Origin of the sequence: Streptococcus sp. k-90 (genome assembly GCF_013277565.1) — a bacterium.
Taxonomy (GTDB): domain Bacteria; phylum Bacillota; class Bacilli; order Lactobacillales; family Streptococcaceae; genus Streptococcus.
The window spans coordinates 23,083-37,967 of the sequence record NZ_VMNE01000018.1 but is presented as its reverse complement, the minus strand read 5'-3'; the positions used below and the strand labels follow the sequence as shown (position 1 = coordinate 37,967).

Here is a 14,885-nt window from a genome sequence, read left to right as displayed (position 1 = left end):
GTAAGTGACAAAGGCGAGCCAGCAGTCCAACCAGCGTTACCAGAAGCTGTTGTAACCGACAAAGGGGAGCCTGCAGTTCAACCAGAGTTGCCAGAAGCTGTTGTAACCGATAAAGGTGAACCTGCAGTTCAGCCTGAATTACCAGAAGCTGTTGTAAGTGATAAAGGCGAACCTGCAGTCCAACCCGCTTTACCAGAAGCTGTTGTAACTGAAAAAGGGGAACCTGCAATCCAACCAGCGTTACCAGAAGTAGTAGTAACCGACAAAGGCGAACCTGAAGTTCAACCTGCGTTACCAGAAGCTGTTGTAAGTGATAAAGGCGAACCTGCAGTCCAAGCAGAGTTGCCAGAGGCTGTAGTAAGTGACAAAGGTAAACCTGCAGTCCAACCAGAGCTACCAGAAGCCGTTGTAAGTGACAAAGATGAACCTGAAGTCCAGCCAGAATTACCAGAAGCTGTTGTTACTGATAAAGGTGAACCTGCGGTCCAACCAGAGTTGCCAGAAGCTGTAATAACCGACAAGAGTGAGCCTGCAGTCCAAGCAGAGTTGCCAGAAGCTGTAATAACCGACAAGGGTGAGCCTGCGATCCAGCCAGCGTTACCAGAAGCTGTTGTAAGTGATAAAGGCGAACCTGCAGTCCAACCCGCCTTGCCAGAAGCTGTTGTAAGTGACAAAGGCGAACCTGAAGTCCAACCAGCGTTACCAGAAGCTGTTGTAAGTGATAAAGGCGAATCTGCAGTCCAAGCAGAGTTACCAGAGGCTGTTGTAACCGACAAAGGCGAACCTGCAGTCCAACCCGCCTTGCCAGAGGCTGTAGTAAGTGACAAAGGTGAGCCTGAACAGGTAGCCCCACTTCCAGAATACACTGGTGATATTGATCAAGTAAAGCCAGATATTCCGACTGAAAAAACGAAAGAGCAGGATCCAGAAAAAACACTCGAATTAAGAAATGTTTCGGATATTGAGTTGTACAGCCAGACGAATGGGACTTATAAACAACATATCTCATTGGATGGAATTCCAAAGAATACGGATAATTACTTTGTCAAGGTAAAATCTTCGGCATTTAAAGATGTCTATCTGCCAGTCGCCTCAATAACTGAAGAGGAAAGAAATGGTCAGCCAGTTTATAAAATCACAGCCAAAGCTGAGAAACTCCAGCAAGAGCAGAACAATAAATATGTCGACCATTTCACCTTCTACCTCGATAAGAAGTCTAAAGAGGAAAAGACAAACTTTACTTCCTTTAGTAATCTGGTCAAAGCTATAAACCAAAATCTCTCTGGAACCTATCATTTAGCGGCCAGCCTGAATGCTAACGAAGTGGAGCTTGGTCCTGATGAAAGATCCTATATCAAGGGAACCTTTACTGGTCAGTTGATTGGAGAAAAAGATGGTAAGAAGTATGCTATTTATAACTTGAAAAAACCTCTGTTTGAAAACTTGAGTGGTGCTACAGTAGAAAAACTGAGTCTAAAAAATGTTACTATTTCAGGGAAAAATGATATTGCTTCACTGGCAAATGAAGCTCAGAATGGCACAAAGATCAAACAAGTTCATGTCGATGGTGTTCTGGCTGGAGAACGCGGTATCGGTGGTTTGTTGGCTAAGGCAGACCAATCAAGCATCACAGAGAGTAGTTTCAAGGGAAGAATTATCAATACCTATGAAACAACTGCTGCCTATAATATCGGTGGTCTGGTCGGTCATTTGACAGGAAACAAAGCTTCGCTGACTAAGTCAAAAGCGACAGTAGCCATTTCATCCAACACCAATAGTTCAGATCAGACTGTTGGTGGGCTAGCAGGTCTAGTAGACCAAGATGCGCATATACAGGATAGCTATGCTGAAGGTGATATCAACAATGTCAAGCACTTTGGTAGAGTTGCGGGTGTGGCTGGATATTTGTGGGATCGAAAGACGAATGAGGAACAGCATGCAGGAAGGTTGACCAATGTACTAAGTGATGTCAATGTAACCAACGGGAATGCTATTACCGGTTACCACTACAATGGAATGAAGGTGAAGGACACATTCAGCAGCAAGGCGAACAGAGTATACAATGTCACCTTGGTTAGGGATGAAGTCGTCAGCAAAGAATCCTTTGAAGAAAGAGGAACAATGCTAGAGGCTTCTGAAGTGACTAACAAAAAAGCAGAAATCAATCCTCTCACTCCTCCAACAGTGGAGCCCCTTTCAACAAGTGGTAGTAAAGAAAGTGATTTTTCTAAGGTGAAGCATTATCAAGCTAACCGTGCTTTGGTTTATAAGAACATTGAAAAATTGTTACCTTTCTATAACAAGGCGACCATCGTGAAATACGGAAACCTGGTCAAGGAGAACAGTCTCTTATATCAAAAAGAACTCTTGTCCGCAGTTATGATGAAGGATGACCAAGTCATCACAGATATTGTTTCCAACAAACAGACTGCAAATAAACTCTTGCTTCACTATCAGGACCATTCATCTGAGAAGCTCGATCTCAAGTACCAGACTGATTTTGCCAAGCTAACAGAATATAGTTTAGGGGATACAGGACTCCTCTACACTCCAAATCAATTCTTGTATGACCAAGACTCTATCATTAAGCAAGTCTTACCTGACTTACAAAAGATTGACTATAAGTCGGATGCCATCAGAAAGACACTCGGAATTTCTCCAGATGTCAAGCAAACTGAGCTCTATCTGGAAGACCAGTTCGCCAAAACAAAACAAGATTTGGCAAACAGTTTGAAAAAACTCTTGTCAGCAGATGCTGGACTTGTTGGTGACAACCCAGTTACCAGAGGCTATCTTGTAGATAAAATCAAGAAAAATAAGGAAGCCTTGCTACTCGGTTTAACTTATTTAGAACGTTGGTATAACTTTAGCTATGGTCAAGTGAATGTCAAAGACCTAGTTATGTATCATCCGGACTTCTTTGGTAAAGGAAATACTTCACCATTAGATACTCTGATTGAGTTAGGTAAATCTGGCTTTAACAATCTTCTTGCTAAAAACAATGTCGATACTTATGCTATCAGTCTTGCCAGCCATCATGGAACGACAGATTTGTTTAGCACGCTAGAAAATTACCGAAAAGTCTTTTTACCAAACACTAGCAATAATGACTGGTTTAAAAAACAGACCAAAGCTTTCATTGTCGAAGAAAAATCCACTATTGCAGAGGTCAAAGCCAAGCAAGAGCAAGCAGGGACTAAGTATTCTATCGGTGTTTATGACAGAATTACTAGTAGTACTTGGAAATACCGCAATATGGTCTTGCCTCTCCTCACCTTGCCAGAAAGATCTGTATTTGTCATCTCGACCATGTCTAGTCTAGGATTTGGAGCTTATGATCGTTACCGCAATAGTGACTACAAAGCTGGAGATGAACTCAATAAGTTTGTTGAAGATAATGCGCGTGAAACAGCCAAGCGTCAGCGAGATCACTACGATTATTGGTATCGTATTTTAGATAAAGAAGGACGTGAAAAGCTCTATCGTACGATTCTACTTTATGATGCCTATAAGTTTGGAGATGATACAACATCTGGAAAAGCTACAGTTGAGGCTAAGTTTGATAGTACCAATCCGGCGATGAAGAATTTCTTTGGTCCAGTGGGGAATAAAGTAGTTCACAATCATCATGGTGCTTATGCAACTGGAGATGGCGTTTACTATATGTCCTATCGTATGTTAGATAAGGATGGAGCTATCACCTATACCCATGAGATGACACATGATTCAGATCAGGATATTTACCTTGGTGGCTATGGTCGAAGAAGTGGCTTAGGACCGGAGTTCTTCGCAAAAGGCTTATTGCAAGCTCCTGACCAACCAAGTGATGCAACCATTACCATCAACTCTATCTTGAAACATAAAACATCAGATAGTACAGAAGGTCAGCGATTGCAAGTGCTTGATCCAACTACAAGATTTAATAACGCAGCAGATCTTCAGAACTACGCCCACAATATGTTTGATGTCGTTTACATGTTGGAATATCTCGAAGGGCAATCTATCGTGAAGCAATTAGATACGTATCAGAAAATGACAGCCCTGAGAAAAATCGAGAATAAATACGTAAAAGATCCTGCAGATGGAAATGAGGTTTACGCTACTAACGTTGTACAAAATCTGACAGAAGAAGATGCCAAAAAATTGACTACCTTTGATAGTTTGATTACAAATAATATCTTGTCAGCTCGTGAATATAAGTCTGGGGAATATGAAAGAAACGGTTACTATACGATTAAACTCTTCGCCCCAATCTATTCGGCTCTGAGCAGTAAGGGAACTCCGGGTGATTTGATGGGACGTAGGATAGCTTATGAACTTTTGGCTGCCAAAGGTTTTAAGGATGGAATGGTACCTTATATCTCAAACCAATACGAGGAAATTGCTAAACAACAAGGGAAAACTATCAATCTTTATGGTAAAGAACGAGGATTGGTGACAGATGATCTTGTTTTGGAAAAGGTATTTGAAGGTAAGTATAAAACTTGGGCAGAATTTAAGACAGCTATGTACCAAGAACGGGTGGGTCAGTTTGGGAACTTGAAGCAGGTTACCTTCAACGATCCAACTAAATCTTGGGCAAGTTTTGCAAGAAAGACGATTCATAGTGTAGAAGAACTGCAGCGATTAATGGACGAAGCTGTCCGTAAGGATGCAGATGAGAATCGTTATTCTTGGGACAACTATAATCCAGAATATGATAGTGCAGTTCATAAGTTAAAGAGAGCAGTGTTTAAGGCCTATCTAAATCAAACTGATGATTTTAGAAGTTCAATTTTTAAGAATAAAAAATAGTGTTTACTATTAGGAAATAAAATTAAAGAAGGTGATTACGCTTGTCATTATTTAAAAAAGAACGGTTTTCAATCCGAAAAATCTGTGGGATTGTTGGTTCAGTTTTACTCGGAAGTATCTTGGTTGCGCCGTCAGTCATTCATGCTTCTACCTATCATTACATTGAAAAAAGCGCTCTTACAAAGGAAGAACAAAGCAAGATTCAAGCAGGAATTCCTACTGATAATGAGGTAACTTATGCTCTTATTTATCAGCAGGAAGCTCTTCCTGCAACAGGTTCATCGACTTCTGTGCTTACAGCTTTAGGTCTATTAGCTGTTGGTAGTTTAGTCCTTTTGGTTCATAAAAAGAAAAAAGTTAGTAGTTTGTTCTTAGTTACTACTATCGGACTGATTAGTCTTTCTAGTATGCAAGCTCTCGATATAAGCAATCCTTTGAAAGCTCCAAGTCATGAAGGAGTAGTTCAAATTGCTGGATATCGTTATATTGGATACTTACCCCTTAATGATGATGCAATTTCAGAAATTCAACATAAAGCTGAGGGGACAAAAAATGTTCCAGTATCTGAAATTCAAAATGTTCATAATGAAGCGCCTAAAGCAGAAAAAACTAAAAATCCAGAGTCTGTAAGCACCGTTCCAAACGAGACAACTAAATCAGAGAAATCTGAATACACTAAACCCGTAGGCACAGTTCCAGATGAGGCTCCTAAGGCTGAGAAACCAGAACATACAGCACCAGTTGGTGGTAATCTGGTTGAGCCTGAAGTTCATGAAAAACCAGAATACACTCAACCTGTGGGTACAGTGCCTGACGAAGCACCTAAAGCTGAGAAGTCAGAGTACACTGCTCCAGTAGGCACAGTCCCTGACGTTGCTCCTAAGTATGAGAAGCCAGCATACACTGAGCCTGTAGGTATGGCTCCAGACGAAGCACCTAAAGCAGAGAAACCAGAATACACTCAACCAGTGGGCACAGTACCTGATGAAGCACCTAAAGCAGAGAAACCAGAATATACAGCACCAGTTGGTGGTAATCTGGTAGAACCTGAGGTTCAACCAGCCTTACCCGAAGCCGTTGTGACTGAAAAAGGGGAACCTGAAGTTCAACCAGCATTACCAGAAGCCGTTGTGACTGAAAAAGGGGAACCAGAAGTTCAACCAGCCTTACCAGAAGCTGTTGTAACTGAAAAAGGAGAACCAGAAGTTCAACCAGCCTTACCAGAAGCTGTTGTAACTGAAAAAGGAGAACCTGAAGTTCAACCAGCATTACCAGAAGCTGTTGTAACTGAAAAAGGAGAACCAGAAGTTCAAGCTGAGTTGCCAGAAGCTGTAGTCACAGAAAAGGGTGAACCTGAGGTTCAACCGGCATTACCCGAAGCTGTTGTAACTGATAAAGGCGAACCGGAAGTTCAGCCAGCCTTACCCGAAGCAGTTGTGACTGACAAAGGGGAACCTGAAGTTCAACCAGCCTTACCCGAAGCTGTTGTAACTGATAAAGGTGAGCCAGAAGTTCATGAAAAACCAGCATACACTGAACCGGTAGGCACAGTTCCAGAAGAAGCACCCAAGTCCGAGAAGTCAGAATACACGGAATCTGTAGGTACAACAGGAGTAGATGAAACAGGAAACTTAATTGATCCGCCGGTTATTGAAATCTCAGAGTATACCGATCCACTAGCTACAGTTCCTGACGTTGCTCCAGAGAGAGAAGAGCTTCCTGCCTTACATACTGATATTCGTACAGAGACTATTCCTAAAACTATCACAGAAGAATCTGATTCTAGCAAATTTATAGGTGATGATTCTATTAAACAAGTTGGTGAGGATGGCGAACGTCAAATTGTTACTAGCTATGAAGAGTTACATGGCAAAAAAATCAGTGACCCAGTTGAAACAGTAACTATTTTGAAAGAAATGAAGCCTGAAATTCTTGTAAAAGGTACCAAAGAAAAGCCCAAAGAAAAAACGGCTCCTGTTTTGACTCTGACCACTGTATCTAAGGATGTTTTAGCTAAGTCTGCTACAATTAATTACAATCTAGAAAATCAAGACAATGCTACAATTACACGCATTGTAGCGACTATTAAAGAAGGTGGAAAAATTGTAAAAACGCTTGATTTAAAAACCGATAACTTATCTCAAGTATTAGAGAACTTAGACTATTACAAAGATTATACGATTTCAACCACTATGACTTATGATATAGGTAAGGGTGCAGAAGTATCGACTTTGGAAGATAAACCTTTACGCTTAGATTTAAAGAAAGTTGAGTTGAAAGATATTGCAAATACCAGTCTCGTACAAGTAAACGAAAGCGGTGTCGAAAGCGATAGTAATCATTTAACCTCTCTTCCAAGTAATGTTAACAACTATTACTTAAAAGTAACCTCCAGAGAAAACAAAGTGACTCGTTTAGCAATTGATAAGATTGAAGAGGTCATTGAGGAAGGTAAGCAGCTTTACAAGATAACGGCAAAAGCACCTGACTTAGTTCAACGTGATAAAGACGGTAAGTTAAGAGACACTTACACTTATTATCTTGAAAAACCGAGGGCTACCGAGGATAAGGTTTATTACAACTTCCATGATTTAGCAAAAGACATGCAAGCAAATCCTACCGGTGAGTTTAAACTTGGTGCAGATTTGAATGCAGTTAACGTTAAGCCAGCAGGTAAAGCTTATGTTATGGCTAAGTTTAGAGGTACTTTATCAAGTGTAGAGAATCATCAGTACACGATTCATAACTTAGAAAGACCTTTGTTTAATGAGGCTGAAGGTGCTACACTCAAAAACTTTAACTTAGGTAATGTAAATATAAACATGCCTTGGGCTGATAAAGTTGCACCTATTGGTAATATGTTTAAGAAGTCTACACTTGAGAATATCAAAGTAGTAGGTTCAGTAACAGGAAATAATGATGTAACCGGTGCTGTTAATAAGTTAGACGAAGCTAATATGCGCAATGTAGCTTTTATTGGCAAGATTAATAGTCTTGGAGATAAAGGCTGGTGGTCTGGTGGACTTGTCAGCGAAAGTTGGATAAGTAACGTTGATAAAGCTTACGTTGATGCTAAGATTAGTGCCAATAAATCTAAATATGGTGGTTTAATTGGTAAACTAGATCATGGTATTGACTCGATGACAGTAGGTAAAAAAGGATTTCTCCGAAATGCTGTAATAAAAGGTACTATGAATTTGATTCAGCATGGCGAAAGTGGAGGTGTAATTCATAACAACTTTAACTGGGGTGTTATTGAAGACGTCGTAACAATGCTTAAAGTAAATAATGGTGAAATTGTCTATGGTTCACCAGCCTTGAATGATAATGACCAATATTTTGGATTAGATAATATCAAACGTGTAAATTATGTAAATGGTGTTGCAAGTGGTTTATCTTCCTACAAACATTCAAATCGTATTACTGGTATCTCTCAAGAAGAAGCAGATGCTAAAATCGCTAAGATGAATATCACAGCCAACACCTTTACTATTCAAGATCCAGTTGTAAACAAGTTAAATCGTATCGTTGATAGAGATTCTGAATATAAAGCGATTCAGGACTACCAAGAAACAAGAAACCTAGCTTATCGAAACTTGGAAAAACTTCAACCATTTTATAACAAAGAGTGGATTGTAAACCAAGGGAATAAGCTAACAGATGAGTCCAATCTTGTTAAGAAAACCGTTCTGTCTGTAACGGGTATGAAAGCAGGGCAGTTTGTAACTGATTTATCGGATATTGATAAGATTATGGTTCACTATGCTGATGGTACAAAAGAAGAGTTAGCTGTAACTGCTAAAACGGACTCTAAAGTAGCTCAAGTAAAAGAGTATGATGTGGCAGGTCAAAACATTGTCTATACTCCAAATATGGTTATGAAGAATCGTAACCAGTTAGCAAGCGGTATTAAAGAGAAGTTAGCTAGTGTTACCTTACTTTCAGATGAAGTTCGTAGCTTGATGGATCAGCGTGATAAACCTTGGAAGAACACACCAGATAAGAAAACTGAGTATATTAAAGGCTTGTATTTCGAAGAAAGCTTTGAAGAAGTAAAAGGAAACTTAGAAAAACTTGTTAGTCAGATTTTAGAAAATGAAGATCATCAGTTAAACGGTGGGGAAGTAGTTGAGCGTGCTTTACTTAAGAAAGTTGAAGATAACAAAGCTAAAATTATGATGGGACTGACTTATCTTAATCGTTACTATGATATCAAATATGGTGATTTGAGTATCAAAGATATTATGATGTTTAAACCTGACTTTTATGGTAAGACACCAAGTGTATTAGATCGTTTGATTCAAATTGGGTCAAGAGAGCATTTCTTAAAAGGTGACCGTACGCAAGATGCTTACAAAGAAGTGATTGCTGGTGCAACTGGTAAAGGTGATTTACGTAGCTTCTTAGACTACAACATGCGTTTATTTACAGAAGATAAAGATTTGAATGACTGGTTTATTCATTCTGCGAAAAACGTTTATGTAGTAGAACCTGAAACAAGCACAGAAGTCTTTAAAGATAAGCGTCACCGTGTATTTGATGGTTTAAATAATGATATTCACGGTCGTATGATTTTACCATTGCTCAATTTGAAGAAAGCTCATATATTTATGATTTCTACCTATAACACTTTAGCTTATAGTTCATTTGAGAGATATGGTAAAAATACAGAGGAAGCGAGAGAGTCTTTAAAACCTAAGATTAATTTAGTAGCAAAAGCACAACAAAGATACCTAGACTTTTGGTCTCGTTTAGCTCTTCCGAGTGTACGTGATAAACTCCTTAAGAGTCAAAATATGGTACCGACTCCTGTGTGGGACAGTCAGTGGTATGACGGCATTCCCGATGCAAATCGTCAAGGTTATGGACGAGGTGGTGCAGTGGTATCTCCTATTCGTGAGCTATTCGGCCCGACTGATCGTTGGCATCAAGTAAATGGCGCTATGGGTGCGATGGCTAAGATTTATGGTGACCCGTATAAAGACGATCAAGTGTATTTCATGGTTACGAAAATGTTAGACGACTTTGGTATTTCAGCCTTCACCCATGAAACGACTCACGTTAACGATAGAATGGTTTACTACGGAGGTCATAGACACCGTGAAGGTACTGATTTAGAAGCCTTCGCTCAAGGTATGTTACAAACTCCTGATAAGTCTACTCCAAATAGTGAATACGGTGCGCTCGGTATCAATATGGCTTATGAGCGTAAAAATGATGGAGAGCAACTTTATAACTATGATCCAGCTAAGTTAGACAGTCGAGACAAGATTGATAGTTATATGAAAAACTACAATGAGTCTATGATGATGTTAGATTACTTAGAAGCTACTGCAGTTATTAAGCAGAAGTTATCTGATAACTCTAAGTGGTTCAAGAAGATGGATAAAGAGTGGCGCACCAATGCGGATAGAAACCGTTTAATTGGAGAACCACACCAGTGGGACAAATTGCGTGACTTGACGGAAGAAGAGAAGAAATTACCAATTGATAGCATTGACAAGTTGGTAGATAATAACTTTGTAACTCTTCATGGTATGCCAAATAACGGTCGCTTCCGTACGGAAGGTTTTGATAGTGCTTATCAAACTGTCAATATGATGGCAGGTATCTTTGGCGGGAATACGAGTCGAAGCACCGTAGGTTCTATTTCCTTTAAACACAATACTTTCCGTATGTGGGGTTACTATGGTTATGAAAATGGCTTTATCCCTTATGTTTCTAACAAGTTAAAAGGTGATGCCAACAGAGAAAATAAAGGGCTTTTAGGTGATGATTTCATTATCAAGAAAGTTTCTAATAATCAATTCCAAAACCTCGAAGAGTGGAAGAAACATTGGTATCATGAAGTGTATGCGAAAGCACAGAAAGGCTTTGTTGAGATTGAAGTAGACGGTTCTAAAATTTCAACTTATGCTCAACTCCAAGACTTATTTAACACTGCTGTTGAGAAAGACTTGAAAGAAGGTGGTTTCAAGCATACCGAAGGCCTCAAGTGGAAAGTTTATAAGAAATTGTTGCAAAACACAGATGGTTTCTTAAATCCGTTGTTTAAAATATAAAGGGGACAGTTTTTGCTCCCTCTGAAAAGTCATCATTTGATGGCTTTTTTCTATTCAGGGAGCTTGAAGGGCTATAGAAGTCATGATATAATATAAAGTAGATTTCTGTATTATAAAACAAAAATTGTTTGAACATCATTCATTTTATGTTCAAGCGATAGTAAAATAAAATAGGGGCTCTAAACCCTTGATACGAAAGGAAAAAACTCAATGGCAACTATTCAATGGTTTCCTGGTCACATGTCTAAAGCGCGTCGACAGGTGCAGGAGAATTTAAAATTTGTTGATTTTGTGACGATTTTGGTTGATGCACGCTTACCTCTATCTAGTCAAAATCCTATGTTGACTAAGATTGTTGGTGACAAACCAAAACTCTTGATTTTAAACAAGGCGGACTTGGCTGATCCAGCAATAACCAAGGAATGGCGTCAATATTTTGAATCACAAGGAATCCAGACGCTAGCTATCAACTCCAAAGAGCAAGTAACTGTAAAAGTTGTAACTGATGCTGCTAAAAAGCTCATGGCTGATAAAATTGCTCGCCAGAAAGAACGTGGGATTAAGATTGAAACCTTGCGTACCATGATTATCGGGATTCCAAACGCTGGTAAATCAACTCTCATGAACCGCTTAGCTGGTAAGAAGATTGCCGTTGTCGGTAACAAACCAGGTGTGACCAAGGGGCAACAATGGCTCAAAACCAATAAAGACCTGGAAATCTTGGATACACCAGGGATTCTCTGGCCTAAGTTCGAAGACGAAACTGTCGCTCTTAAACTAGCCTTGACTGGAGCTATCAAAGACCAGTTGCTTCCTATGGATGAGGTGACCATTTTTGGTATCAATTATTTCAAAGAACATTATCCAGAAAAGCTGGCTGAACGCTTCAAACAAATGAAAATTGAAGAAGAAGCTCCTGTTATTATTATGGACATGACCCGCGCCCTCGGTTTCAGAGACGACTATGACCGTTTCTACAGTCTCTTCGTGAAGGAAGTCCGTGATGGTAAACTCGGTAACTATACCTTAGATACATTGGAAGACCTAGATGGCGACGATTAAAGAAATAAAAGAACTCCTTGCAACAGTCAAGGATTTAGAAAGCCCTATTTTTTTAGAACTTGAAAAGGATGGTCGCTCTGGAGTTCAAAAGGAAATCAGCAAGCGTAAAAAAGCCATTCAAGCTGAATTAGATGAAAATTTGCGTTTGGAATCCATGCTTTCTTATGAAAAAGAACTTTATAAGCAAGGATTGACCTTAATTGCTGGTGTTGATGAGGTCGGCCGTGGTCCTCTTGCTGGCCCTGTAGTCGCGGCAGCCGTTATTTTACCTCAAAATTGTAAGATTAAAGGTCTCAACGATAGCAAGAAAATTCCTAAAAAGAAGCATCTGGAGATTTTCAAAGCAGTTCAAGACCAAGCCTTGTCAATCGGGATTGGTATCATGGATAATCAGGTCATCGACCAAGTCAATATCTATGAAGCGACCAAACTGGCTATGAAGGAAGCAATCTCCCAACTCAGTCCTCAACCTGAGCACCTTTTGATAGATGCTATGAAACTGGATTTACCAATTTCACAAACCTCCATCATCAAAGGTGATGCTAATTCCCTTTCAATTGCAGCAGCTTCCATAGTAGCCAAGGTGACACGTGATGAATTGATGAATGACTACGATCAGCAGTTCCCTGGCTATGATTTTGCTGCTAATGCAGGATATGGAACAGCTAAACACCTGGTAGGACTTGAAAAACTAGGAGTTACCACAATTCATCGAACCAGCTTTGAACCAGTAAAATCACTGGTTTCAGGAGAAAAAGAAAGTTAAGTTAGAAGGAATGATTATGGAGGAACAGTCAGAAACACTCAGTTCCAAGAAAGAATTTGCCTTTGCCTCAAGTACTATATTATCCCAAGTTGGACGAGGAATCCTTGTTGGTCTCGTTGTTGGAATTATCGTTGGATCCTTTCGTTTCTTAATTGAAAAAGGATTCCACCTGATACAAGGATTTTATCAAGATCAAGCGCACCTAGTGCGCAATCTTTTTGTACTGGTTTTATTTTACATACTCATCTGCTGGCTCAGTGCGAAATTAACTCGGTCAGAAAAAGATATCAAAGGCTCAGGAATTCCTCAAGTCGAAGCAGAATTAAAGGGATTGATGAGTCTCAACTGGTGGAGCGTTCTCTGGAAAAAATATGTGCTAGGTATTCTTGCTATTGCCAGTGGACTCATGCTGGGGCGTGAGGGACCCAGTATTCAACTTGGAGCGGTCGGCGGTAAAGGAATTGCCAAGTGGCTCAAATCCAGTCCAGTAGAGGAGCGTTCCCTGATTGCGAGTGGAGCTGCCGCTGGTCTAGCTGCAGCCTTTAATGCACCGATTGCAGGACTTCTCTTTGTGGTAGAAGAAGTTTATCACCATTTTTCACGCTTTTTCTGGGTATCTACTCTCGCAGCTAGTCTCGTAGCAAACTTTGTTTCTTTACTCATATTTGGCCTAACACCCGTACTGGATATGCCAGACAATATCCCACTCATGACCCTTGATCAGTATTGGATTTACTTGGTTATGGGAGTTTTTCTTGGACTATCTGGTTTTCTCTATGAGAAAGCTGTGCTCAATGTTGGTCGAGTTTATGATTGGCTTGGTCAAAAAATCCATTTGGATAGGGCTTATTACCCAATTCTTGCCTTTATTCTCATCATACCAGTGGGAATCTTCTTACCCCAAATCCTTGGTGGTGGAAATCAGGTCGTCCTTTCCCTAACTGAGCAAGATTTTAGTTTCCAAGTTCTATTAGCTTACTTTTTGATTCGCTTTGTTTGGAGCATGATTAGCTATGGAAGTGGCCTTCCAGGAGGAATTTTTCTACCCATTCTGGCGCTTGGTTCCTTGCTTGGTGCCCTAGTTGGTGTCATTTGTGTGAATATTGGACTTGTCAGTCAGGAGCAATTTCCTATATTTGTCATTCTGGGAATGAGTGGCTATTTTGGAGCAATATCCAAGGCTCCCTTAACTGCCATGATTCTGGTAACCGAGATGGTAGGCGACATTCGCAACCTCATGCCACTTGGCTTAGTAACCTTAGTAGCTTACATCATCATGGATTTGCTCAAGGGGGCACCAGTCTATGAGGCTATGTTGGAAAAAATGCTGCCTGAAGAAGCGACAGATGAAGGAGAAGTCACTCTCATTGAAATCCCTGTATCTGACAAAATCGCTGGAAAACAAGTACACGAACTCAACTTGCCACATAACGTACTCATCACCACCCAAGTCCATAATGGCAAGAGCCAGACCGTTAATGGCTCAACCAGAATGTATCTGGGGGATATGATTCATCTGGTTATTCCCAAAAGTGAAATTGGAAAAGTCAAAGATTTGTTGTTGTAGGTTTTTACATAATTTATATTATGTAAACAATTTAATTAAGAAAATTCCAAGGAGGACCTACATCATAATGAGAATACTTGATGTTCTACATAAATTTTATGGTGATTTTGAATTCATTAAAGAAAAGTGTAATGAAAAATACGAAGGCATCCTCATCAATATAAAGGAAGATGAAGATAAAGAATATAAAAGATGCCGCTTGGCAAAAAGAACACCGAAAAAAGAAGGATATTTTACAGCATTTTGGAAAAAAGACCAAAATAACAAGAACATTCCTTATACCAATGAAGATTTGGGAGATGAACTCGTTATTGTTGTTATCGATAATGATAAGAGCGGACTTTTTATTATTTCAAATGAAGAGGCTATCAGTAGAAAAATTCTATCAACAAAAGACAACAATGGGAAAATGTCTATGAGATTTTATCCACCTTGGTGCACAAATTTAAATACAACGGCTCTAGCAACACAAAATTGGCAATTGAAATTTTTTAGAGAAATTGAATTATAAGAATAATTTTTTCTAATTTTAATTGGAAAACGTTAAAAATTTTTTAATGGATTCATATATACAAAAAAGACTTGGTTTTTATTCCACATAAAATCAGGTTTTTTTTAGTCTAATGACCTATTT

Annotated in this window: 6 protein-coding genes; all 6 read left to right on the top strand. The window is 39.5% G+C overall.

Features of this window, described 5'->3' with window-relative positions; translation table 11 throughout:
* Nucleotides 1–4,794: ZmpA/ZmpB/ZmpC family metallo-endopeptidase (locus HT734_RS06155; RefSeq protein WP_173278395.1), on the top strand; the 4,794-nt coding region annotated here is incomplete at its 5' end.
* Between the two features lie 41 nt (nt 4,795–4,835).
* The gene (locus HT734_RS06150; RefSeq protein ID WP_188113891.1) at nt 4,836–10,856 is read left to right on the top strand and encodes an SIALI-17 repeat-containing surface protein; all 6,021 of its coding nucleotides are present in this window, start codon (nt 4,836–4,838) and stop codon (nt 10,854–10,856) included.
* Nucleotides 10,857–11,066: 210 nt separating this feature from the next.
* Nucleotides 11,067–11,918 carry a ribosome biogenesis GTPase YlqF gene (ylqF, locus tag HT734_RS06145; RefSeq protein WP_173278392.1) on the top strand — a complete coding sequence of 284 codons (852 nt, stop codon included), beginning with the start codon at nt 11,067–11,069 and terminating at the stop codon, nt 11,916–11,918.
* Entirely contained in the window at nt 11,905–12,684 is a 780-nt protein-coding gene (locus HT734_RS06140) for a ribonuclease HII (protein ID WP_173278391.1), read from the top strand. Before ylqF ends, HT734_RS06140 begins: the two co-directional genes overlap by 14 nt.
* 16 nt (nt 12,685–12,700) lie before the next feature.
* Nucleotides 12,701–14,251 carry a ClC family H(+)/Cl(-) exchange transporter gene (locus tag HT734_RS06135; RefSeq protein WP_173278390.1) on the top strand — a complete coding sequence of 517 codons (1,551 nt, stop codon included), beginning with the start codon at nt 12,701–12,703 and terminating at the stop codon, nt 14,249–14,251.
* Between the two features lie 67 nt (nt 14,252–14,318).
* Nucleotides 14,319–14,762, top strand: coding sequence for a MepB family protein (locus HT734_RS06130; RefSeq protein WP_049540162.1), 444 nt, complete (start codon nt 14,319–14,321; stop codon nt 14,760–14,762).
* Nucleotides 14,763–14,885 lie beyond the last annotated feature (123 nt).

Bases quoted from the DNA above. Each gene is read 5' to 3' on its own strand.
- HT734_RS06135 (WP_173278390.1), top strand. From the start codon at position 12,701: ATGGAGGAACAGTCAGAAACACTCAGTTCCAAGAAAGAATTTGCCTTT.
- HT734_RS06140 (WP_173278391.1), top strand. From the start codon at position 11,905: ATGGCGACGATTAAAGAAATAAAAGAACTCCTTGCAACAGTCAAGGAT.
- HT734_RS06130 (WP_049540162.1), top strand. From the start codon at position 14,319: ATGAGAATACTTGATGTTCTACATAAATTTTATGGTGATTTTGAATTC.
- ylqF (WP_173278392.1), top strand. From the start codon at position 11,067: ATGGCAACTATTCAATGGTTTCCTGGTCACATGTCTAAAGCGCGTCGA.